General features: G+C 58.5%; 36 protein-coding genes. 16 read left to right on the top strand and 20 right to left on the bottom strand.

The features are described 5' to 3' along the window. Window positions 1-60: 60 nt before the first annotated feature. From AC19YS_RS19155 to AC19YS_RS19220, 14 genes are all read right to left on the bottom strand, one after another. Window positions 61-378: a hypothetical protein gene (locus AC19YS_RS19155; RefSeq protein ID WP_500602407.1), complete on the bottom strand. Its 318-nt coding sequence runs from the start codon at window positions 376-378 to the stop codon at window positions 61-63. Then, window positions 378-749: a chemotaxis protein gene (locus AC19YS_RS19160; RefSeq protein WP_197900372.1), complete on the bottom strand. Its 372-nt coding sequence runs from the start codon at window positions 747-749 to the stop codon at window positions 378-380. The genes AC19YS_RS19155 and AC19YS_RS19160 overlap by 1 nt, the downstream gene beginning before the upstream one ends. A gap of 118 nt (window positions 750-867) precedes the next feature. Continuing rightward, window positions 868-1431: a hypothetical protein gene (locus tag AC19YS_RS19165; RefSeq protein WP_500602408.1), complete on the bottom strand. Its 564-nt coding sequence runs from the start codon at window positions 1429-1431 to the stop codon at window positions 868-870. A gap of 3 nt (window positions 1432-1434) precedes the next feature. Next, window positions 1435-1749, bottom strand: a complete 315-nt coding sequence (locus AC19YS_RS19170) for a hypothetical protein (RefSeq protein ID WP_177024710.1) — start codon at window positions 1747-1749, stop codon at window positions 1435-1437. Beyond that, on the bottom strand, window positions 1746-1976 hold the full coding sequence (locus tag AC19YS_RS19175) for a hypothetical protein (RefSeq protein WP_500602409.1): 231 nt from the start codon (window positions 1974-1976) through the stop codon (window positions 1746-1748). Before AC19YS_RS19175 ends, AC19YS_RS19170 begins: the two co-directional genes overlap by 4 nt. Before the next feature lie 2 nt (window positions 1977-1978). Further along, window positions 1979-3259 carry a tyrosine-type recombinase/integrase gene (locus AC19YS_RS19180; protein ID WP_500602410.1) on the bottom strand — a complete coding sequence of 427 codons (1281 nt, stop codon included), beginning with the start codon at window positions 3257-3259 and terminating at the stop codon, window positions 1979-1981. Next, window positions 3256-3633 carry a RusA family crossover junction endodeoxyribonuclease gene (locus AC19YS_RS19185; RefSeq protein ID WP_500602411.1) on the bottom strand — a complete coding sequence of 126 codons (378 nt, stop codon included), beginning with the start codon at window positions 3631-3633 and terminating at the stop codon, window positions 3256-3258. The genes AC19YS_RS19180 and AC19YS_RS19185 overlap by 4 nt, the downstream gene beginning before the upstream one ends. Further along, window positions 3630-3932: a nuclease domain-containing protein gene (locus AC19YS_RS19190; protein WP_252959743.1), complete on the bottom strand. Its 303-nt coding sequence runs from the start codon at window positions 3930-3932 to the stop codon at window positions 3630-3632. The genes AC19YS_RS19185 and AC19YS_RS19190 overlap by 4 nt, the downstream gene beginning before the upstream one ends. After that, complete coding sequence (locus AC19YS_RS19195) at window positions 3923-4132, bottom strand: hypothetical protein (RefSeq protein WP_500602412.1); 210 nt, start codon at window positions 4130-4132, stop codon at window positions 3923-3925. The genes AC19YS_RS19190 and AC19YS_RS19195 overlap by 10 nt, the downstream gene beginning before the upstream one ends. Beyond that, window positions 4125-4814, bottom strand: a complete 690-nt coding sequence (locus AC19YS_RS19200) for a replication protein P (protein WP_500602413.1) — start codon at window positions 4812-4814, stop codon at window positions 4125-4127. The genes AC19YS_RS19195 and AC19YS_RS19200 overlap by 8 nt, the downstream gene beginning before the upstream one ends. Then, entirely contained in the window at window positions 4814-5563 is a 750-nt protein-coding gene (locus AC19YS_RS19205; RefSeq protein WP_500602414.1) for a DnaT-like ssDNA-binding domain-containing protein, read from the bottom strand. The genes AC19YS_RS19200 and AC19YS_RS19205 overlap by 1 nt, the downstream gene beginning before the upstream one ends. Next, window positions 5563-6264, bottom strand: a complete 702-nt coding sequence (locus AC19YS_RS19210; protein ID WP_500602415.1) for a phage antirepressor KilAC domain-containing protein — start codon at window positions 6262-6264, stop codon at window positions 5563-5565. The genes AC19YS_RS19205 and AC19YS_RS19210 overlap by 1 nt, the downstream gene beginning before the upstream one ends. A 70-nt stretch (window positions 6265-6334) precedes the next feature. Then, window positions 6335-6757, bottom strand: coding sequence for a phage regulatory CII family protein (locus AC19YS_RS19215; RefSeq protein WP_184316635.1), 423 nt, complete (start codon window positions 6755-6757; stop codon window positions 6335-6337). 82 nt (window positions 6758-6839) lie between these two features. Beyond that, window positions 6840-7094 carry a transcriptional regulator gene (locus tag AC19YS_RS19220; RefSeq protein WP_500602416.1) on the bottom strand — a complete coding sequence of 85 codons (255 nt, stop codon included), beginning with the start codon at window positions 7092-7094 and terminating at the stop codon, window positions 6840-6842. Between the two features lie 95 nt (window positions 7095-7189). Between AC19YS_RS19220 and AC19YS_RS19225 the strand changes: the two genes are divergently transcribed. From AC19YS_RS19225 to AC19YS_RS19235, 3 genes are read left to right on the top strand one after another with little or no spacing between them, the layout of a single operon-like run. Beyond that, window positions 7190-8050 (top strand): S24 family peptidase, encoded by an 861-nt coding sequence (locus AC19YS_RS19225; protein WP_500602417.1) that lies wholly within the window; start codon window positions 7190-7192, stop codon window positions 8048-8050. A 4-nt stretch (window positions 8051-8054) separates the two neighbouring features. Further along, window positions 8055-8294, top strand: coding sequence for a hypothetical protein (locus AC19YS_RS19230; RefSeq protein ID WP_500602418.1), 240 nt, complete (start codon window positions 8055-8057; stop codon window positions 8292-8294). A gap of 48 nt (window positions 8295-8342) precedes the next feature. Next, window positions 8343-8861 (top strand): BRCT domain-containing protein, encoded by a 519-nt coding sequence (locus tag AC19YS_RS19235; protein ID WP_500602419.1) that lies wholly within the window; start codon window positions 8343-8345, stop codon window positions 8859-8861. 58 nt (window positions 8862-8919) lie between these two features. Here the strand turns inward: AC19YS_RS19235 and AC19YS_RS19240 are convergent, their stop codons facing one another. After that, window positions 8920-9231 (bottom strand): DUF1654 domain-containing protein, encoded by a 312-nt coding sequence (locus AC19YS_RS19240; protein WP_500602420.1) that lies wholly within the window; start codon window positions 9229-9231, stop codon window positions 8920-8922. Between the two features lie 733 nt (window positions 9232-9964). Here AC19YS_RS19240 and AC19YS_RS19245 point away from each other — a divergent pair. The 3 genes from AC19YS_RS19245 (at window position 9965) to AC19YS_RS19255 (ending at window position 11007) form a co-directional block, all read left to right on the top strand. After that, window positions 9965-10246 (top strand): hypothetical protein, encoded by a 282-nt coding sequence (locus AC19YS_RS19245; RefSeq protein ID WP_500602421.1) that lies wholly within the window; start codon window positions 9965-9967, stop codon window positions 10244-10246. Further along, on the top strand, window positions 10243-10557 hold the full coding sequence (locus AC19YS_RS19250) for a hypothetical protein (protein ID WP_500602422.1): 315 nt from the start codon (window positions 10243-10245) through the stop codon (window positions 10555-10557). The genes AC19YS_RS19245 and AC19YS_RS19250 overlap by 4 nt, the downstream gene beginning before the upstream one ends. Before the next feature lie 81 nt (window positions 10558-10638). Continuing rightward, a complete protein-coding gene (locus tag AC19YS_RS19255) occupies window positions 10639-11007 on the top strand; it encodes a hypothetical protein (RefSeq protein WP_500602423.1) in 369 nt (122 codons plus the stop codon). Here AC19YS_RS19255 and AC19YS_RS19260 read toward each other — a convergent pair. Further along, window positions 11002-11349 (bottom strand): hypothetical protein, encoded by a 348-nt coding sequence (locus tag AC19YS_RS19260; RefSeq protein ID WP_500602424.1) that lies wholly within the window; start codon window positions 11347-11349, stop codon window positions 11002-11004. The two genes, AC19YS_RS19255 and AC19YS_RS19260, sit on opposite strands and share 6 nt — an antisense overlap. Before the next feature lie 98 nt (window positions 11350-11447). On the opposite strand from AC19YS_RS19260, the gene AC19YS_RS19265 reads away from it, so the two are divergent. Then, a complete protein-coding gene (locus tag AC19YS_RS19265; protein WP_500602425.1) occupies window positions 11448-12164 on the top strand; it encodes a hypothetical protein in 717 nt (238 codons plus the stop codon). A gap of 35 nt (window positions 12165-12199) precedes the next feature. Here the strand turns inward: AC19YS_RS19265 and AC19YS_RS19270 are convergent, their stop codons facing one another. From AC19YS_RS19270 to AC19YS_RS19280, 3 genes are all read right to left on the bottom strand, one after another. Beyond that, the gene (locus tag AC19YS_RS19270) at window positions 12200-12385 is read right to left on the bottom strand and encodes a hypothetical protein (RefSeq protein ID WP_500602426.1); all 186 of its coding nucleotides are present in this window, start codon (window positions 12383-12385) and stop codon (window positions 12200-12202) included. Between the two features lie 105 nt (window positions 12386-12490). Continuing rightward, window positions 12491-12796, bottom strand: a complete 306-nt coding sequence (locus AC19YS_RS19275; protein WP_500602427.1) for a hypothetical protein — start codon at window positions 12794-12796, stop codon at window positions 12491-12493. Between the two features lie 67 nt (window positions 12797-12863). Next, window positions 12864-13091 carry a hypothetical protein gene (locus AC19YS_RS19280; RefSeq protein ID WP_500602428.1) on the bottom strand — a complete coding sequence of 76 codons (228 nt, stop codon included), beginning with the start codon at window positions 13089-13091 and terminating at the stop codon, window positions 12864-12866. Window positions 13092-13340: 249 nt separating this feature from the next. Here AC19YS_RS19280 and AC19YS_RS19285 point away from each other — a divergent pair, with 249 nt between their 5' ends. The 6 genes from AC19YS_RS19285 to AC19YS_RS19310 all read left to right on the top strand — a co-directional run bounded on the left by AC19YS_RS19285 (window position 13341) and on the right by AC19YS_RS19310 (window position 16163). Next, window positions 13341-13898: a hypothetical protein gene (locus AC19YS_RS19285; protein ID WP_500602429.1), complete on the top strand. Its 558-nt coding sequence runs from the start codon at window positions 13341-13343 to the stop codon at window positions 13896-13898. A gap of 10 nt (window positions 13899-13908) precedes the next feature. Continuing rightward, window positions 13909-14289: a hypothetical protein gene (locus AC19YS_RS19290; protein WP_500602430.1), complete on the top strand. Its 381-nt coding sequence runs from the start codon at window positions 13909-13911 to the stop codon at window positions 14287-14289. A 209-nt stretch (window positions 14290-14498) separates the two neighbouring features. Beyond that, window positions 14499-14714: a hypothetical protein gene (locus AC19YS_RS19295; protein WP_500602431.1), complete on the top strand. Its 216-nt coding sequence runs from the start codon at window positions 14499-14501 to the stop codon at window positions 14712-14714. After that, the gene (locus tag AC19YS_RS19300; protein WP_200625359.1) at window positions 14711-15199 is read left to right on the top strand and encodes a hypothetical protein; all 489 of its coding nucleotides are present in this window, start codon (window positions 14711-14713) and stop codon (window positions 15197-15199) included. Before AC19YS_RS19295 ends, AC19YS_RS19300 begins: the two co-directional genes overlap by 4 nt. 78 nt (window positions 15200-15277) lie before the next feature. Continuing rightward, on the top strand, window positions 15278-15643 hold the full coding sequence (locus AC19YS_RS19305) for an HNH endonuclease (RefSeq protein ID WP_500602432.1): 366 nt from the start codon (window positions 15278-15280) through the stop codon (window positions 15641-15643). A 49-nt stretch (window positions 15644-15692) separates the two neighbouring features. Beyond that, window positions 15693-16163 (top strand): class I SAM-dependent methyltransferase, encoded by a 471-nt coding sequence (locus AC19YS_RS19310; RefSeq protein WP_498248974.1) that lies wholly within the window; start codon window positions 15693-15695, stop codon window positions 16161-16163. Between the two features lie 35 nt (window positions 16164-16198). Here AC19YS_RS19310 and AC19YS_RS19315 read toward each other — a convergent pair whose 3' ends face one another. Next, window positions 16199-16447, bottom strand: a complete 249-nt coding sequence (locus AC19YS_RS19315; RefSeq protein WP_218911094.1) for a hypothetical protein — start codon at window positions 16445-16447, stop codon at window positions 16199-16201. A 124-nt stretch (window positions 16448-16571) separates the two neighbouring features. On the opposite strand from AC19YS_RS19315, the gene AC19YS_RS19320 reads away from it, so the two are divergent. From AC19YS_RS19320 to AC19YS_RS19330, 3 genes are all read left to right on the top strand, one after another. Then, the gene (locus AC19YS_RS19320; RefSeq protein ID WP_500602433.1) at window positions 16572-16775 is read left to right on the top strand and encodes a hypothetical protein; all 204 of its coding nucleotides are present in this window, start codon (window positions 16572-16574) and stop codon (window positions 16773-16775) included. An 87-nt stretch (window positions 16776-16862) separates the two neighbouring features. Next, window positions 16863-17057: a DUF4224 domain-containing protein gene (locus AC19YS_RS19325; protein ID WP_005785292.1), complete on the top strand. Its 195-nt coding sequence runs from the start codon at window positions 16863-16865 to the stop codon at window positions 17055-17057. 10 nt (window positions 17058-17067) lie between these two features. Beyond that, a complete protein-coding gene (locus AC19YS_RS19330; RefSeq protein ID WP_500602434.1) occupies window positions 17068-18057 on the top strand; it encodes a tyrosine-type recombinase/integrase in 990 nt (329 codons plus the stop codon). Window positions 18058-18082: the final 25 nt, after the last annotated feature.

Raw genomic sequence — 18082 nt, forward strand, 5'->3', positions numbered from 1 at the left:
ATGCCAGCCTCGTCATCTTGTTGATCCATTCGCGCCGGGCGGCGCATCCACTGCAAGCCATCACTGACCTACTCGGTTCAGGGCCTCATCCGCCTTGTCGGCGGCCTGGGCGGCAGTGGTTGCAGCCTTGGTGGCCTTGTCAGCGGCGGTGCCAGTCTTTCGGGTCAGCTCTTCAAGACGCTTGTCCCGCTCTTCCATGGCCGTGTCGTAGGCCTTGCGAATGTCGGTTACCTGGTTGCTTTGCTTCTCGGCGAGAGCCCAGTAAGCAGCCTGGTAGCCAAGGACTGCACCACCACCAACCAGCAGCACGGCAATCGCCCAGACTTCAGTGCGTCTCCACCATCGGCGGGCGATGAACTCCAATGCGCATCTGTCCATCAGGCAATACCTCCAAGCTTGGTGCGCAGGCGGGTGATCTCTTCGCTCTGCAGCGTGACGCGCTCGGTGAGCTGGCCTACCTGGCTGGTGAGCGCTTCGATCTTCCCTTCCATCCTGCCCACCGCTGCGGCCAGATCGTTCCGCTCTTTCGCGAACTGATCGGCGCGGGCCTCAGCCTCTTTGCGGGCTGAGCGCTCTTGGTTCAATAGCTCGTTAAGCCGGCGTAGCGTGCCGATATCGGCGTTATCCATGGCTCGATCAGTCGCGTCTTTAGACAGGAACTTACGAAGCCAGAGCAGCCCGCCCAGCACAACAGTGGCACTACCGCCCAGCCAGGTAGCTGTGCCTGGGCCGAGGTCAGTAGGATCCATCCGATACTCCAGAAACGAAAAAGCCCCGCACAGTGGCGGGGCTCAGAATTTTTGGTCGTCTCTCATAACGCGCAAGATCGACATGATGGGGTTAATTTACGGCCAGTCGGCCAATGGGTCAAGCGGCATCTACAAAGATTTGCTCGCTGTCAAATATCTCGGTGGCATGGATCACCGCCTGCTCTTCGAGCTTCTCCAAACGCTTGTGGATTCCGCCTCGCCAGTTGCGGCGCGTGCGCTCCGGGGAGCCGGCCAAGTCCCAGGTGTTCATGTCGTAGAACTCGGCGGGCAACACGATCATGTCCGTGGAGCGCTTGCCGCACTGGATGCCCTTGAGCTTAGGGATTGCCCAGGCTGTCAGCGCCTTATAGATGAACAATTGAGGTGCCGGTGACACCATGCGAGCCACCAGCCTGCCGATTGCCCCGACCTTGTTGGCCTTGTGTGTTGAGTACTTGGCCACCAGGACATCCCACTGCGCCGGGTCGAGTTGACGGTGCAGCAGCGCGTACAGGCAGCAGTCGTAATCGAACTTGTCGCGCGCTGACAACGTGCTGCCGGTGCCACCCTGCCGAAGGTCGGCGTCGATCAGCTTCTGCCAGGACTGCTTGGTGCTGTTGTCGATGTTGTCTGCTGCCAGCACCCGCACCAGGGTGCCCATCACGTCCTTATACATAGCCATGGCTCAATCCCCTGTGAAGTTGGTGGCACCTGGGCCACGGCGGTTGTTCTGTTCGTATTGTTCGTGGGCACCGCCGATAGCGCGGTTGGCTTTGGCGATCTCCCCCAGTGCTTCTCGCAGCCTTGCATTGAGCACCTGAACCACATCGATGAGTGGCAAGGTTTTCAAAGTCCTACCGCAGACCCATCCCGAGGCGTGGCAGTTGTCGCAGGTCATTTGATGAAAGACACCGGTGTAAATGCCAGTGCCGCGGCAAACGGTGCACTCGACGATGAATTTCAGTTCGCGCCGAAACGCAGGGCCGTGCGACTTCTTCATATGTCACCCATAAGCCAATCGGCGGCCATATCAATGTTGAACGGCACCTGGTGGCTATCAATTTCGAAACTTTGCCCGCCTTCCATGACGACGCGCAAACGCCGGAATTCTTCGTAATTCAGCATGCAGACCATGAACACCTTGGACCGATCGAACGCTGGTTTCTCGACCCTGTTTAATGCGGTGGCCATGGATAGGGCGAAGGCGCCATGCTCTGAAATATCCATTTTTAAACCTCGCCTATGGTTGTTTCTTGAATGGCCTCGCAGCCCTTATATTCCGTGGCTTCCAGAGCATTACCAGAATCTCCCGATCTCAAGCCGGTCACATCGTGAATGCGCTTAAAACCCTTCGCGTCTAGATACGCACACCAACGATCCAGCGCCTCGCGCTTGCGGCTCATCACATCCGACTGGATGTACACCTTCACGTTGTGGCCCATCGCGTGGTTGATCAGCAGCTCCCCAATCAGGTGGTCGATGCCGATGTCTGCCCACCCGGTCCTGGCCACCTTGCGCAGGTCGTGGCTGGTCCATTCACCCTGACCCAAGCGGGTGAACACGGCGCAGGCTTGGCCCTCGCTGAGCGACTTGCCTTTACGGGACGGAAAGAGGAACTGGCCGTCATAGCCGCCGGCCCACTGGATGTCGCGGTAGGTGATCAGCAGCTGTCGAACCTGATCAGTGATTGGCAGATGGTTCTCAACGCCGGTTTTGGTGTTCTCGGCCGGAATGAACCACTCACGCTCTGCCAGGCTGATGTGCGACCACTGCGCCTGACGGGTCTCGCCGATCCGTGTGCCGTGGCACAGCATCATCAGGGCCAGCATGGCGTCAGCCGGAGCACCGGCCATTGAATCGCGCAGCAGGATCAGCAGGTCCTGGAGCTGGGTGACACGAAGACGCGACGGCTTGACCCCTACCTTCGCCTTGGAGAAGTCGCTGAACTTCACGTCCTTCATAGGGTTGATGGTGATCAGTCGAAGCTTGAACGCCTGGCGGAAGGCCAGGGCCAGCAACTGGAACGCCGAGCGCACATAGTCGATGCCGATGGACTCTTGGGCCGGCCACATGAACCGGTCATCCAGGGTGGGTTTATTTACCGACGCCAGCGGCACAGCGCCGAGCAGTGGTTTCAGATGGCACTTGATCAGTGAGGCGCAGGTCTTCTTGCGCTTGCTCGACAGGCTCCGGTCCCGGGCCATACGGTCGGCATACCAGTCCAACAACTCGCCCACCAGCAGCCACTTCGACAGGTTGGTTCCTTCCCCGGCATCCAGGCGCAGGCGGATGCCTGGCAGCGCCGCGGCGACCTGCTTGGCACTTAGGTCTGGATACCGGCCGATCAGCTTCCACTCTCCCTTTACCACTAGGTACCAGGACGCCCGGGTGCGATCCTTCGCGAAACGCAGGTGCAGGCCTCGGGCCTCGATGTCGCGAAGGTCCCGCGCGCCGCCGGCGGCCTGGCGCTTGATTTCGGCATCGGTGATTTTCACTGCAGCGGTAGTCATTGACCCACCGCTGCCGGTTCGGCATCGATTGGATAATCCCGAATGTGCACGCGCACGGCGCCACCCGGCACCGGCTCGCCGATGTTGATCGTGGTGACGAAGTTCTTGTCATCGATGCCCAGGCCATCGGCAATGCCATCCCGGCCGGCCTTGAAGCGCGCCAGCAGGTTGTCATCGTCGTAGGAGCGGCGATTCGGCGGGCAAAACGTCACCCAGAAGTACTTTTTGCCAATGAGGCGCGGCGTATCCAGCGCCAACGCGATCAGGCCGCAGGTGCGGCGGTACGCCTTCGCGTGCTTGTGCTTTTGCCGCCAGTGCACGCGCGCATTCGGACTCAATTCCTTTGGCGGCCACGGCAGCGTCATGTCGATCATGCAGCCCCCTTAACGGTGAGAATTCCAGCCCGGATCAGGCCTTCGTGTGTTTCGGCAATGGCGCGCGGCATGTCCTGCCAATCGATATCGCCGGCGGCGCGGCCGTCGATGACGTCGTGACAGGCGCTGCAGGCGTACACCGCGACGGTGTCGAAGCCCTTCATGCCCATGCCCTTCTGCCCGCACGGCAGGTGCGCGAGGACGGTAGTTTCTGGGTTGTGATTGCAGATGCCTGGCATCCGGACGGTGCACTCTTGGCCATTGGCCGAGGCGCGGAGCTTCTTCGAACTCACTCGCATGCCCGCTTCCCCGTCACGACGTCCACCACCTCGTAAGTCCCCGGCCACATCCACGACCCGTAGCGCCTGGCCATGGCTTCGTCGGCGAACAGCGCCAGCGCGTGATCAGGTGGCGAGCTCAAGTCGACCTTGAACGAGCAGCAGAAAACCGCCCAGCGGTAGGTTTCGATTTCAGGAACAGCCAGACTGCGATCAGGCATGAGGACCACCACCAGCAAGCCGGGCGCGCAGTTCAGCAATAGCGCCCTTCCCTACCTCGGGGGTGATTCGCCCGTCGACCTTTGCGGGAAGCGCCCTGGGCATTGGCTGCAGCGGCAATCCATCGAGCAGGCGCCTAATGGTGATGGTGTAGTTTCGGTCGAACAGCTTGAGACTGAGCGCTGCATCGAGCTTGTTCAGGCTCTCGAAACCGCATTCTTTGGCAGCGTGCCAGACAGCGTCATGTGACCAACGGCCCTGCCCCGCCATGCTCGGATGGGCGTTTCTAACAGCTTCACGGTGCGCGGCCGCCACGGTAGGAAGCCCGAGCATTTCGGGGGTCGGTTTGCACCACTCGATGAACTGCCCAGGGCTAGGAATGAAATCGGACGCCTGTTTGCGCGCCTTGATCATGCCGAATTCAATCTGCCCTTGGGTGCGGATTCCTTCGTCGAGGAACGCCTGCATCCACTGAACCTTAGCCGCTCGGTACGTATCCTTGTCCGGCCAGGCTTGGCGCCACGCTGAGCGAATGAGACGAAGCTCAGTGAACAAATCATTGATAGCGACAGCCATCTGGCGGCGACCCTCATCCTGTGGAGCCTGTATCTCATCTTTCGGGATGAACTCGCCGGCTGCGGGGTTGGCCCATAGGCCCTGGGTAACGGCGGATACCTGCTTCATCACGATTGCACCCCGTTCTGCCAATCGATGCTGTCGTCATCAAAATCGGAAGCGGCCGACGGCTTTTGGCGGATAGGCGTGACATTGTTGGCAGCTGCACGGACCTTGTCGTTCAGCACCCACTTGACCAGCATCTGCACCCACTCAGCCTGAGTGTTCACTTGGCCGCGCGGCTCGTAGTGAGCAGTGAATGCGCGGCGCGCCTCTTCGGTAAACAGGTCTGGCGCTACGCCAGAGTGAACCGAGTAGGTCTTCAGCAGCTTTTCATCAGGATTCCAGTCGAGGGTCATTTCGCTTGGCATGCGAGGGTCAACAGAACCACGCGAAGAGAGAGGTTCTTTATTCTTCTCTACATCTTCTTTAGGTAACGCACCGCTAACGTTCGAAGCGTTACCTTTTGCGTTACTGGCTTTGTGATTTGCCACGCGTTTAGCGGTAAGAAGCCTGTTTTTAGCGGTCTTCCCGTTGTGACGGTCAAAATGCGGGAGGCTGATCACTCCTTCTGTTTCGATCATCCAGGCAACTGATTTCATGTGTTCGCAGAAACCAGTAACGCCGACAAGACGGTCGAGTAACTTTTTGCTAACGCTCGGAGCGTTACCGTTTTCGGTTTGTTGGTCGAACCAGCCCCACACGCGCATCAGCTTGCCGACGACAGCGTCGGGATCGATGTCCGCCAAGTCTGCGATCTGGCAAACCTCGGGCTTGTCCAGGGTGGTGAGCTCAAATTTGATCCAGTCGCCGGCCATTACAAAGCCTCCTGAATGACTGTTGCGAGATGGGTGATGCCTTTTCGGGTGACCATGACCTGCTCAACCACCCTGAGGTCTTCCTCGCCGCCCTTCCCTACCGTGATCAGCTTGTGCTCGAGTAGGCCGGCAGTGAGGCGAGGTTGGTAGGCAGACCAAGCGGCGAACGAGGCGCGGCGATAAATCCAGCGGTTGTCGCTGAGCCACTTGAAGAGTTTCAGTGGGCCGATACCCAGTTGCTTCGCAGCGGAGGTAATGCAGATCGAGCCTTGGGTGGCGGATAGGCGCTCAAGCGCTTGAACCTTCGGCGCCTGTTGCTCGATGACCTGGTGCAGCGAAGCGTTCTGCTTGGCCTGATCGGCGGCAAGCTGTAGAGCTTCGGCGAAGTTGGAAGGCATCGATATTGCGTGTCGCGACACCTTTTCGAGTTCACCCAAACGTGTCACGACACGATGGCGAAGCGGGATGCTGTAACCGGTTAGAAGCGTCTCAGTGAGGACGCGGTCAAGTAGGAATTCTGAGGTGTAGCCGCGGCCGTCCTTGCCCTCGTAGAGATGGCGCAGATCTGCGCCATCCTTGCACAGAGCATCACGCATCACGCGGATGTCGCGGATGACGTCCTTATGCTGTTTGCCAGTGAGATCAGCGATCTCCCGGCTCGACATGCTGACCGTATTGCCTGGAGCAACAAGTGTGTTCATAATGGCCCCACAGTGTTTTACGATTTGTTGAAAGGACCGCCCTGCCAGGCGGTTTTTTTATGCCTGCGATTCAGGCGGCCTTCAGCGATTCGCGCAGGATGTGCAGCGCTTCGATGGCTTCCTGAATTGCTTTCTCTCCCTGCGCTTTTTCGTGCTGGCTGATGTGGTTGTCAGCGGCGGCATCGAAGATCAGTCGGCCAACATCACCGCACTCGGCGGACAAGTGTCCGAGTGCAACCATCAATGGCTTGGCGGCCGGCTTTTCACGGGCAACCAGGTCGTAGCCAAACTTGTCGGCAAGGGCCATTAATGGGCGCATGTCACCGGTGTGCAGCAGCACGCCGAACAGATGTTCAATCGTCAGGTGATGAGCGGAGTTATCCGGGTTCGAGCGCTGCAGCAGGCTCACGTGCGCAAGGCACATCTTCCCGGCGAGCTCCTCTGCCCCGCTTTCCTTGATGGTGGTGTGGCAAGCCCTCAAGAAATCTTCCATTCGTAAAACCTCAAATTTGTTTCCGTAGCGCCTTTGCAGTGCTAAGGCGATCATTTGGTCAATGGAATGCTGCGCAGGGATCTCAGGCGGCGGTCTGCTGCGCAGACTCGCCGGCCGCAGAAATGATCTGCCCCCATGGAAAAGATGGGCAAAGATCAGCGCGATTTACGGCGCCGCCGGTCAATGCTTCGATTTGAATCGCACGCTTTGCGGGGACAGGTCGCTCGCCGGAGCACCATTGATTAACGGTGGGTGCCGTGACCTTCAGCAGGCGTGCCATTTCCACCTGACTACCCAGCAAGCGAGATGCTTCTTTAGCCGCTTCTGCTGACTTCATGAGCTCTCTCCTGGAGATTTATGCCGAATATAAGGCATTACCTTATCACGGGCAAGTCATTGCCTAACCATCGACACAATAGGCTTAATTAGGCAATGCTTACCGGACCAGAATTAGGCGCCGCCATTGAGGCCGCGCGGATCGCCAAGGGCGTATCGAAAAAGAATCTCGCAGACGACTTCTCCGTGAAGCCTCCGTCGATACAAGGCTGGGTGAAAAACGGCAGAATCGACAAATCAAAGCTGATGGACGTGATCGCCTACTTCTCCGATGTCGTTGGCCCTGAGCACTGGGGACTACGCCCAGGCTTCTCCTACGAAAACCTCGAGGAAGCTAACGAGGAGTCTCCTGGTCAGCGCAGTAATGACGGGCAATCAATGGCTTCGTCTGCAGCTGATATGGTCCGTCAGATGTTGGCGACCAAGGGCAAAAGCCTTTCAGAAGATGCTCGGACCAGGCTGCTGGCCGCAGCAGAGCAGAGCGACTCAGGAAACGTCATACACGTCGACTTCTCTCGCCCAGGCCAAGTAGGCGACGAGGTATGGATTGCCCACTACGACGTGCGCGCAGCGATGGGCGGCGGGCAGATACCGCACGAATTCCCAGAGATGCTTCAAGACATACGGGTCAGCCCCAAGCATTTGCGCGAGATGGGTGTCACGTTCAAAGAGCACTACCACCTCAAGATGATCACCGGGTGGGGTCAATCGATGGCTCCGACGATCAAAGACCGTGACCCGCTACTCGTAGACATCACGATCCGGGAGTTCACCGGCGACGGCATCTACCTCTTCTCCCACGACGAGATGCTGTACGTGAAGCGCCTGCAGAAGAAAGGAAAGGACCGCTTCAAGATGATCTCGGACAACAAGCACCACGACGCCGAGGACATCCGGGTGGATGACACCCACATCCTTGCTCGAGTGCTTTACGTGTGGAACGGACAACCGGTATGACGCTATGTCCTTGACCAAGCCAAACCAAGACCTTAAGCGCGACCTACAAGGTATTGCCTCCGACCTCAAGTGGTCAGCCGTAGAGCTGATGAGGGTCGCGGAGCGACTTAGCCTTGCAGGGAATGAATCGGACGCCCAGGCCGTGCTGAGGTTGTGCGCCGTGTTTCATGCGGACGAGGATCGGCTGACGGGGTATGTGGACGAGGTGAAGGCAGGAAGGATTTTGCGGGAAAAGCCTGAATAGAAGGCGTAACGGATCTGAGCACTCGATCATCACGAAGGAGCGATTTTGGTGACAATCATCAAGTTCAGTTACAGGGATGCAAAGGGCGATTTGAGTCAGCGCGAGCTGATCCAGTGGTCAGAGAACTCGCTCTACATTCAGGGGAGGTCCGCGGCAGACTCATTCCCCAAAACATTCAGGAAAGATCGCATAGTTGAGGTTTACTTTGGGGCTGAGCTGCTGCTGAACGACGCCGCGCCACCTGCTCCCAAGCTGCTGCCAAAACCACGTCCAGCGGACATGGCCGTATCGGCCGCTGCTTCCCACCATCCACAGCCAAAGACACCACCCGGCGGGATCAACCAAATTCTTTTCACTGGCTTTGCGGCGGCGCACCGTGCCGAGCTTGAGCAAAAGGCAATGGATTCAGGACTCAAAGTTATGAGCACTCCTGGAAAATCTCTGACTTTTCTCTGCTATGGCGACAACGCCGGGCCTACGAAGGTTTCGAAAGCACAGGACGCCGGAGCATTCATTATTGATGCAGAGCAGTTTCTGAGCTTGATAGCTACCGGCGAGATGCCTTAGCAGGCATGACCCCATGTATTACAGAAAGCCCGCCAGCGAGCGGGCTTTTTATTGTCGATCAGAAAGGCGCCGCCTCTTCTTCAGGCTCAAACTCGACCTCTCCCCTTCCCACCTCCTCGACTTCTTGCTGCTCCCATCTCACCGTCACGCTGCCGTCGTCATTGAGGGTGAGCTCAAGCTCGGCCGTCTCGGCGATTACGCCCAACACCTCTTCCCACTCCCGATCCCCGTCCGCGTCAAGGCGATGAATCGTGACCCAACGCTGCGCTTGCGCCACCGGATGATTGATCATCGATGAGACGCGCAGCCCCAGCCGCTCCATGCCGCTCATTTCTTGCCGTACCGACAGTGCCGCCTGCTTCTTCGCCATGAAATCCCCTCCCAGATACATACTGTATATCCATACAGCTTAGGCGCAGCTTATATCAGGGTTAGCGAGAAAGTCATCTCCAAAAACGGAATATCGAGTACGCCGAGCTCATGAAAATAATTAGGCATTACCTATTTACAGATGATTAGGCATTAGCTTATTGTTCATTCCATCGCAGTGACACACCGCCACTGCTGATCACCACCGCTCTTTAACAGCCAGCGCAACAAATAACAGACCGCATTGCCTCTACCGGCTACCGGCGAGCAGACAGGCCCGAAAGCCTGCCAACGACAGGAACAACCTGGACGGCTGCTCGATGGTGAAACGCCAGAACCGAGTGAGTGACCCGGCAAGCAATGCGCCCCGCCCCTTCCGGCGGTAGTAGGAGGGAAAGCATCACCTCTGCTCATTCGAAGAGTGGGCTTTGGGATGTGGACGAAATCGCGGCCTATAACCGCCCACCTGCATGCAACACCCTTAAATAACGGTGGCCACTGCCAACCCAGTGAGCAAACAACGGAGGATTTTCAGTCATGCACAAATAAAGCTCGGGCGCTCAACGCCCCCCCTGCGTGACATAGGGAGGTCTATGTAACGCAACGAAAGCCCGGTTTCGACTGGGCTTTTTTACGGACTGCCTTTATTCGTCAGCACCCTCCCCTGGGCCCACCGGCACATACCAGGCGGTCAGGGTGCTGACGAATAAACGCAACCCACTGAGGTATCCACCATGCACGCATCAATTCAACAGCGCGTAGACGGGGTTGCGGCCCTGCATGTTCGCTCCCGCATTGCCACCGAAGACTTCTACGCCTTGATCGGCAAGGAGCAGCCAGTGCAGAAGATCCGCTATCAGATCATCACCCGCGGTAAGGCGTATCACATCGTCGAGCTCGAAACCCGAAAGGTGAAGGGCTTCCGCTGGACCTGGAAAGAGGCGAGCAACTTTGCCCAGACCCTTGAAGCGCGTGCGGATGGCGTGAAGGTCACGCTCTCGGGCCGTGCGCAATGATCGGCGAACCAATGCCGGATCCACGGCGCTCGATCATCGACGAGCTGAACCAGCAGATGGAAGCGTTCTTCGGCTCTGGCAAGAAAGCCCAGCTCATCCCGAACGGCGTTGGTGTTGACGGTCCCTACAACGGCACCACGGCACACCACGAACGCCTGCGGAAAGAACGCGACAAGCTTGCGCCTGCCGTGCGCGCCGAAGCCGACAAGGGCGTCGTGGCCAGCGTGGCAGCAAAGAACCTGAGCATGCACATCAAGCGCGTGACGCTGATCGCCCAGGAGAACGGCTTCAAGTTTGCCGACACCCCATGAAGCGCATCAACAACCAGGTGCGACAGCGCCGCCGGCAGGCATGGCTTGATTTGCCAGCACATGAAATCGAAGAGGTAGGCCATGGCCGAGGAACAGCAAGAGCCGACGGCGGAAGCCCTGAAGCAGCGCCGCAAGCGAGAGAAGGCTGCAGCGAAGGACGCTGCATTGGGCGTCGAGAAGTTTACGGTTGAGGTGGCCGGGGTTTTCAAGAGCGATCTTCACAAAGTGATGAAGGCCCACGGCATCAACAACCAACAGGACATTCACCAGCGGCTGCTCATCAACCTGATCGCCGCCGACTTCGAAACTCAGGCGCAGATGCTCAAGTGTGTCACGACACCTTTTGTAGTGACTGAAAAAGTGTCGCAGATTATTCGGGCTGCCGGCCTGGAGTCGCTCGCCGACGATCCGCCCGAGGATGACGAGGAAATCGTAGAGCCCGATTTATAAGCCTTCATCGACTCGTTTTTTATGCATCTCCTGCACTGAGCGATAGATCTCGGCATTTTCTTCTGAAATCTTCATCAGCTTTTTGCTCGAAAATTTTCCACTTTCGATGAGGCGCAATAGCTCTCCATGGTAGTGCGCAAATACCGCAACTGGTGCCACGGGGCCAACCTGTTTCATTTCCTTGGCATGGGCAATCAGGTCTTTTCTGTCTTGCACGGCAAACTCCATAACCATTTTTACCCGCTCTCTTCGCGCCTGAAAGTGGTTCTGAATCCAAATACCAGCCACCGAACCTATGCTCCCAACCAGAGTGCCGAGCAGCCCGGCTATCCACGCTTCCATTTGAGACTCCATCTCTGACGGTTTCAGAATTTGATAATGAAGCTTTGCACATTTGTCGCATCCGGTCACGGAGGGCGGCGCCTGACTGGAGATAACCCATGAAAGAGCATGAACGCAACGCGCTGACCTCCCGAGTCGCAGAAGACCTGGCCCAGCACCAATACACCCAGCTGGTGAACGAAAATGGCGTCGAGGTGTGGCGCTGCGCACGGCCAGGCAGCAGCTGCTACGGGTTTGACATCTGCGTTACCCGCTTCGGCATGAGCATGATGGGTGATATCGGTCCTCTGGTGTTCCACGTTGGTTCCAGCTACGGCATCAACTTCTTGCGCCACCAGAGCGACGGGTATCTCCATGAGAAGCTGGACGGCGACATCAAGCGCGTGGTGATCGACTTCGACGCGATCCGCGACACCGTGTGCGAATGCGTTGCCGGCCGGATCGATTACGAATTGCCGAGCGATGAAGTGCCTGAATGGATTTCTGATATCCCGAACAAGGGCGCCACCCTGGAGCGGGCTGAACAAATCGTTGAATGGCTGCGAGAGCGCGATGAGGCAGAAGACGAGCGCCTACCTTTCGCCGAACTGGCTGATGTAGTTGAGGAGGTCGAGACCTTCGCCGATGGCCGCGACAGCGAGGTGGTGCTGGCCTATGACTTCCTGCGCGAACACGAAGAGTTGATCGGTGGCAGCGACCTCTGGGAGTCGACGATCAGCAAGCCATGCCCAAGCCTGATGGCTCGCCTGTACTACGTGCGCCACGCCGCTAACGCCATCATGGCTATCAAAGAAGCGACCAGCGCCGCCGCCTGATCCGGCTCCATGCCGGTCACCCGTAATACCCCATATCAACGAATCACGCCAGAAGGCTCAGTAGCAGTTAACCCGGCAAGGTCGCGCCACCGCGCCAGGTCAGCGATCAGCTTGAGCCCCAGGCGTACCTCAACCTCAAGCCTTTCCTCGGGAAGGCTGAGTAGCCGTACAACTTCGTCGCCTATCAGGCGCACCGCTTCCACATCAGTTCTCGCGCTCATCGCAGTCACCGTCAGGTTTTTGGTGAGTGCAAACCAATAGCCCAAATCAACGAATCACGCCAGCCGGCGAGGCAGGCGCACGCTTGGAGATAACCCATGAGCAAACTAGGAGAAGTCGTCCAGAAGTGGGAATGCGGTGCCTGCAATGAGTTGCACGATTGGGAAGACGACGCGACGCGGTGCTGTCAGCCAGAGGTTTCTGAATGCTGGGTTTGCCCAGCTTGTGATCAAGCTCATAGCGACAAAAAGGCCGCCGAGCATTGCTGCCCGGACGCCGAGCTGGCTATAACCTGCCCGTCCTGCTTGCGGGATCACGACCTGGATGAGCTCGGCTTCCACGCGGTTCGGATCGCCGGCCACTGCATCGACTGCAATCCGATGTTCACCGTCGAGCAACAGATGGCTATCCAAGATCTCCACTACCTGGGTACAGGCAAAAGTCGAAACCTATTCGCCTAAACCTCCTGACCTAGCGAGCTCATAGAGCGGCAATCAGCCTGGCCCCGACTTCACGCCCAGCAACCTGCGCAAGGCCACGGTCGACATACGTTCGGTCACCCGCAACAACCGGCACCACCACCTCAACACCGCGCTTCACCTCGACGTTGATACGCCAGGTCTCCCGGCCTTCCTCGTCCTTGTCGCACTCCATGTAGTTCCAAACCTGAAAGCCTTCGATCTCATCGTAAATATCGTGCTTGGTCATGGTCCTGCCCATTTAGAGGAAGTGGCCATCGTAGCTCAAAGCCAGCCGGTACGGCTGAGCGCGTCGACCAGATGAGCGATTGAAGTGATTAGGCGGCACACCGACGAAGCTAACTGAAGCAAAAGCATCAAGCATTTCATTGAGATAAGTCTCCAGATTATGGGAGGGACGTTGTCCTTCTACCAATACATGGGACTTCAAGCTTCCCGCCCACTCCACCGCCCGGGCATGGCCCGGCAAGGACTCCCCGTGATCAACCTGTTCTGGCGCCTGGTCGCCAAGCTGCTTGCGCGCCCAGCGGCTGCCGCCTGGCTCATCACCCGCGCCCAGCGCACACCGTACCTACACATCATGTCCGCCGACGGCGCCGAGATGTACATGGGCCGCTGGTGGCTGTTCAACCCCTACTCCCGCGACACGCACAAGCCGGCGCTGTGGTGGTGCCCGTGGTCGTTCCGCATCCACCACATCATGCGGCCCGATGAAGACCGGGATCTGCACGACCACCCGTGGGATGCCCGCACGATCATCCTGCGCGGCTGGTACACGGAGCAACGCCTGCTCGACCACGATGATCCGGTGCTGTCAGGCCTGAACGTACCATCCGGCGCCCAAGCCACCGAATACATCGACCGCCACGCCGGCGACACCGCTCGGCTCAACCACGGCGAGTACCACCGGATCGACGAACTTTCGCCCGGCGGCGTCTACACCCTCTTCATCACCAGCAAGTGGCGTGGTGACTGGGGATTTCTGGTCAACGGCGTGAAGGTGCCTTGGCGCACCTACACCGGAACCGACAATTGAGGCTTCAAGCATGAGCAAGGTAATTCAAACGGTTGAAGAACTGGACGCCGTACTGCACTGGCGCGGCAAGCACGCTCAGGCGATCCGCGAGCGTGACGCCTTGCAACAGCGCCTGACCGCAGCGGATGAGCGGGCGGATGTGCTGGAGGGGCGGCTTGCAGATTCCGAGCGTAAGCGCCGAGAGTTCGTGGCCGCTGTAAAAGTTGAAACCGATCAGATCGAGGTGAAGCATTCGGGCTGCGTAGTGGTCCAGGAAGGCTATGCAGTCGTGCCGATCAAGCCGACAAAGGCTATGCGCGAGGCGTGTCAGATCGCAGGCAAGCTGCCCGTGTGGGACGCGATGATGGCTGTTGCACTCAAGCCAGCAGAAGGTGGTGGCGATGAGGCCTAGACCAAAACTCAAAGTTCAGTGGTGCCCCGCCAAACAGGAGTTTTATTGCACCCACCCAAACACCAATGTCTGGGGGCATGGATCGACACCCGGTGCCGCGATTCGTAATTGGAAATATTGGTGGGAGATTCCTTACTGATGCGCGCCCAACTCCCCGCCTACTGCTGGTGCCTGCTGGCACTGGCACAACTTATTTGCTGAGGTGATTTATGAGTGAGTTCAAGCGTGAAAACCGCTACATCGTGATCAAGCGTTCTGACTTGGAAAAGGTGCCAACTTCGTATCGAGGTGCGCTAGTTAACCCAATGCTGGTTTTGCTTGACCATCTTCCGAAGCGTGAATGTCTGGTGATCGAAAGCGACTGGCCTGAATACGAAGTCGTTTGGAAGATGATCGAAGACCGCATGAACGGAGTGAAGCCATGACCACCAACCAAACGATTGACGGCGTGCCGCGCTACATCGGCGAGGCCAGAATTGTCGGGCTTTACTACCCGGCGCGGTGCACTAAATGCGGCTGGCTTGGTAGCTCGGCAGACCTCACGGACGAGGCTGAATGCACGCGACATGAAGGCGATAGGCTATGCCTTGGTTACACCGAAGAAGTTGACGCGGTTTATTTGCTTGGAGTGGTTCAAGCTATGGCAAAGGTAGCCGCCCAGCCCCAGGGCGAGCCGGTGGCGTGGATCTGTCACGGGCCAGAAGGGAGCGGCCTAGCTGCGCTGCAGTGGTCGCACTTACCAACGCCGCCAGGCCTTGTTCGCAAAATTGGGCTCTACGCCGAGCAGCCCGCGCTGGTAGCTACGATTGCTCTTATCGTGCAAGCCATTCACGACATCCCCGAATTCCCCGGAATTACTGGTATCCAGATCCGCCAGCTCGCAGAGCGCCTGAACGTCAAATCCAGATAAGAGTACATCCGTACTCCACCCGCAAAACCTGTAACCCCTCCCCCTTCAAAGTCAGCCGCTATAGCGGCAAGGATACCTATGCGCCTGAAGAAAGCTGAGCGCGAGCAAGTGCGCCTGAAGTACGGCGGTCACTGCGCCTATTGCGGTGTGCTGCTGGATGATCGGTGGCACGCCGATCACCGAGAGCCAGTGATTAGGGTCAGTGATAAGCGCGTGGCCGAGCAGGCCGAGAATCACAACCTCGACAACATGATGCCGGCCTGTGCGCCCTGCAACATCAGCAAGGGCCGGCAGACGCTGGAGGGCTGGCGGGCCTGGATCGCCGGGCACATCAACTCCCTCAACAGCTACCACCCAATCTACCGCCTGGCCAAGTCCTATGGACTGGTCGCCGAGACCGGCGCGCCGGTGGTGTTCCACTTCGAAAAGGAACAGCAGCCATGATCGCCACCCTCCGGTTCGCCTACGTCTTCATCTACAAGGGGCCGAGGCCATGAATGCGCAAGTCCTCGACCCCTGCAGCGCCAGCCGCATGATGTGGTTCGACAAGGGCGACCAGCGCGCCCTGTTCGGCGACATCCGCGATGAAGAGCATGTGCTGTGCGATGGACGGGTGCTGAAGGTCGAGCCGGACGTGATCATGGACTTCCGGCACCTGCCCTTCCCCGACGCAAGCTTCAACATGGTGGTGTTCGATCCACCGCACCTGGTGCGCGCCGGCCGTGAAAGCTGGCTGCGGCTCAAGTACGGAATCCTGACCGACGACTGGCGCGACGACCTGCGCAAAGGCTTCGCGGAGTGTTTCCGGGTGCTGCGGCCTGGCCAGTTCCTGATCTTCAAATGGAATGAAACCCAGATCCGAGTCAGCGAGATTCTCGCCCTCACCGACGAGCAGCCGCTGTTTGGCCACAAGTCCGGGAAGCGCGAGAAAACGCACTGGATCACGTTCATGAAGCACTCCTAACCCCAATCCCCCTACATGCCTGCCGGTGAGCCAACTTAGGGCAGTTGGCTGTCGATCCAGCGTTCAGCAGCGGCCATAGCTTCGTCCAGTGCCGCTGGATAATCAGGCCATGGCCCTTCCAGTTCAGCAGCAACTTGGCCCAAGCCGTTGATTGGAGCGGGCTCGATGATCTTGGCCGCGACCGGGGCGTTGTCGTTCGGGCGTCGCCAGTCGAACTTGAGAAACATCACGTGGCCCCGGTAAGCATGCGCTATCGGGGCATCAATATTGTGTGACACGTCCATGCCTCATCACGAAGTGGTTTTAGCCTTTTTTACATCACTTCTGAAGCAGTTGAAATCACAGCAAAACGCCATTACTCCATCCCCCTAGATGCCTGCCGGTGAGCGGCGGGCGAGGTATGCACGCATGTTTATTTGCGCAGAAACGAAGATCGGTCGATGCCAATCGCTCGGCGACCAGGTGCGAGTGTGCGCGCTTCGTCGTGGCGGAGGCTGGAGTCAGGGCCGCGAGGACCTGGCGAAAGAGGCAGAGAGCTGGTTCGGTCGCGAGCCGGTGACCACCAAACAAGACTGGCGCGCCGTTCGCGCCGAAGTCTTCCGCACCGAATAACCCAACCTTCTGCCGCCCAGCGCGGCAAGGACACCAAATTAAATTGATCAAGACAGCGCGGCCCAGCAAGGGCGGCGGGAGGTAGGTATGTTTTTGACAGCAGAGGAAGTTGCCGACCTGACCGGATATAAAAAGCCAGGGGCACAGATAAAGTGGCTGACCGCCGAACGATACGGGTTCGCGGTAGGTGGTGATGGGCACCCGAAGGTGCTGCGCCAAGTTGTCATCGGGCGGCTGGGTGGTATTCAATCAAGGAAGGGGCCGGAGTTGCGGCTGTGCTGAGGTGAGATAGATGCGACCGCGCAAGAAGGACCGGCACCTGCCGGCGTGCATGTACCAGAAGCACGGCGCCTACTACTTGGTCCGCAAGGGCAAGTGGGTGCGCCTCGGCACAGAGTTTCAAGCTTCCCTCGCTGAGTACGCCATGCTACTGGACAAGCGCAGCATGGGCGGGATGCCCAAGCTGATCGACGACGCGCTCGATCACATGCGTACCAGGACAAAGCCGCCGCTGAAGCCGAACACGCTCAAGCAATACGAGGCGGCGGCCGAGCGATTGAAGGAAAACTTCGCCGACTTCGAGCCGCGCGAGGTGCTTCAGCGCCACGTCGTCGCACTCAAGCTGCATATGGCGGACACGCCGAATATGTCTAACCGGGTAATCTCAGTGCTGCGGGCGGTGTTTTCATACGCACTGGAGCAGCAGATAGTCGACTCGAACCCCTGCATCGGAGTCCGCAGGCACCTGGAGCACAAGCGTGACAGGTACATCACCCACGGCGAGTTTCAGGCGATCTGCGCCAACTCAAGCGACAACATGCGCGTGATCTACGAGATGTGCTACCTGACAGGCCAGCGCATCGGTGACGTTCTGGCGATCCGGCTGGCCGACATAAGCCCCGAGGGCATCGCCTTCAAGCAGGAGAAGACGAACGCGAGGCTGCTGGTGCAGATGACGCCAGACCTGGAGGATCTGGTGGCCCGCGCGAAGGCGCTGCCACGGAAGATCCGTGGGCTCACACTGTTCTGCTCGCCGCGCGGCGGAAAGCCGGTGCACTACAGCTCGGTCAAGGATGCATTTGCGATCAGCTGCAAGAAGGCCGGCGTCGAGGATGCCAGCCTCCACGATCTGCGCGCCAAGTCGCTTTCCGATACCGATGATCAGGGCAACGACGCACAGAAGCTCGGTGGCCATACCGACGCCAAGATGACGCAACGTTATCTGCGCCTGCGCAAAATCAACGTGGGCCTGCCGCCTACAATGCCTAAAAAATCCCTGTAGTATTAGACAGATGTGAATTGTCAAA

Source organism: Pseudomonas sp. MF08831 (genome assembly GCF_059862645.1).

Coding starts and splice junctions, on each gene's coding strand:
- AC19YS_RS19155 (WP_500602407.1), bottom strand. CDS start 378: ATGGACAGATGCGCATTGGAGTTCATCGCCCGCCGATGGTGGAGACGC.
- AC19YS_RS19160 (WP_197900372.1), bottom strand. CDS start 749: ATGGATCCTACTGACCTCGGCCCAGGCACAGCTACCTGGCTGGGCGGT.
- AC19YS_RS19165 (WP_500602408.1), bottom strand. CDS start 1,431: ATGGCTATGTATAAGGACGTGATGGGCACCCTGGTGCGGGTGCTGGCA.
- AC19YS_RS19170 (WP_177024710.1), bottom strand. CDS start 1,749: ATGAAGAAGTCGCACGGCCCTGCGTTTCGGCGCGAACTGAAATTCATC.
- AC19YS_RS19175 (WP_500602409.1), bottom strand. CDS start 1,976: ATGGATATTTCAGAGCATGGCGCCTTCGCCCTATCCATGGCCACCGCA.
- AC19YS_RS19180 (WP_500602410.1), bottom strand. CDS start 3,259: ATGACTACCGCTGCAGTGAAAATCACCGATGCCGAAATCAAGCGCCAG.
- AC19YS_RS19185 (WP_500602411.1), bottom strand. CDS start 3,633: ATGATCGACATGACGCTGCCGTGGCCGCCAAAGGAATTGAGTCCGAAT.
- AC19YS_RS19190 (WP_252959743.1), bottom strand. CDS start 3,932: ATGCGAGTGAGTTCGAAGAAGCTCCGCGCCTCGGCCAATGGCCAAGAG.
- AC19YS_RS19195 (WP_500602412.1), bottom strand. CDS start 4,132: ATGCCTGATCGCAGTCTGGCTGTTCCTGAAATCGAAACCTACCGCTGG.
- AC19YS_RS19200 (WP_500602413.1), bottom strand. CDS start 4,814: ATGAAGCAGGTATCCGCCGTTACCCAGGGCCTATGGGCCAACCCCGCA.
- AC19YS_RS19205 (WP_500602414.1), bottom strand. CDS start 5,563: ATGGCCGGCGACTGGATCAAATTTGAGCTCACCACCCTGGACAAGCCC.
- AC19YS_RS19210 (WP_500602415.1), bottom strand. CDS start 6,264: ATGAACACACTTGTTGCTCCAGGCAATACGGTCAGCATGTCGAGCCGG.
- AC19YS_RS19215 (WP_184316635.1), bottom strand. CDS start 6,757: ATGGAAGATTTCTTGAGGGCTTGCCACACCACCATCAAGGAAAGCGGG.
- AC19YS_RS19220 (WP_500602416.1), bottom strand. CDS start 7,094: ATGAAGTCAGCAGAAGCGGCTAAAGAAGCATCTCGCTTGCTGGGTAGT.
- AC19YS_RS19225 (WP_500602417.1), top strand. CDS start 7,190: ATGCTTACCGGACCAGAATTAGGCGCCGCCATTGAGGCCGCGCGGATC.
- AC19YS_RS19230 (WP_500602418.1), top strand. CDS start 8,055: ATGTCCTTGACCAAGCCAAACCAAGACCTTAAGCGCGACCTACAAGGT.
- AC19YS_RS19240 (WP_500602420.1), bottom strand. CDS start 9,231: ATGGCGAAGAAGCAGGCGGCACTGTCGGTACGGCAAGAAATGAGCGGC.
- AC19YS_RS19245 (WP_500602421.1), top strand. CDS start 9,965: ATGCACGCATCAATTCAACAGCGCGTAGACGGGGTTGCGGCCCTGCAT.
- AC19YS_RS19250 (WP_500602422.1), top strand. CDS start 10,243: ATGATCGGCGAACCAATGCCGGATCCACGGCGCTCGATCATCGACGAG.
- AC19YS_RS19255 (WP_500602423.1), top strand. CDS start 10,639: ATGGCCGAGGAACAGCAAGAGCCGACGGCGGAAGCCCTGAAGCAGCGC.
- AC19YS_RS19260 (WP_500602424.1), bottom strand. CDS start 11,349: ATGGAAGCGTGGATAGCCGGGCTGCTCGGCACTCTGGTTGGGAGCATA.
- AC19YS_RS19265 (WP_500602425.1), top strand. CDS start 11,448: ATGAAAGAGCATGAACGCAACGCGCTGACCTCCCGAGTCGCAGAAGAC.
- AC19YS_RS19270 (WP_500602426.1), bottom strand. CDS start 12,385: ATGAGCGCGAGAACTGATGTGGAAGCGGTGCGCCTGATAGGCGACGAA.
- AC19YS_RS19280 (WP_500602428.1), bottom strand. CDS start 13,091: ATGACCAAGCACGATATTTACGATGAGATCGAAGGCTTTCAGGTTTGG.
- AC19YS_RS19290 (WP_500602430.1), top strand. CDS start 13,909: ATGAGCAAGGTAATTCAAACGGTTGAAGAACTGGACGCCGTACTGCAC.
- AC19YS_RS19295 (WP_500602431.1), top strand. CDS start 14,499: ATGAGTGAGTTCAAGCGTGAAAACCGCTACATCGTGATCAAGCGTTCT.
- AC19YS_RS19300 (WP_200625359.1), top strand. CDS start 14,711: ATGACCACCAACCAAACGATTGACGGCGTGCCGCGCTACATCGGCGAG.
- AC19YS_RS19305 (WP_500602432.1), top strand. CDS start 15,278: ATGCGCCTGAAGAAAGCTGAGCGCGAGCAAGTGCGCCTGAAGTACGGC.
- AC19YS_RS19310 (WP_498248974.1), top strand. CDS start 15,693: ATGAATGCGCAAGTCCTCGACCCCTGCAGCGCCAGCCGCATGATGTGG.
- AC19YS_RS19315 (WP_218911094.1), bottom strand. CDS start 16,447: ATGGACGTGTCACACAATATTGATGCCCCGATAGCGCATGCTTACCGG.
- AC19YS_RS19320 (WP_500602433.1), top strand. CDS start 16,572: ATGTTTATTTGCGCAGAAACGAAGATCGGTCGATGCCAATCGCTCGGC.
- AC19YS_RS19325 (WP_005785292.1), top strand. CDS start 16,863: ATGTTTTTGACAGCAGAGGAAGTTGCCGACCTGACCGGATATAAAAAG.
- AC19YS_RS19330 (WP_500602434.1), top strand. CDS start 17,068: ATGCGACCGCGCAAGAAGGACCGGCACCTGCCGGCGTGCATGTACCAG.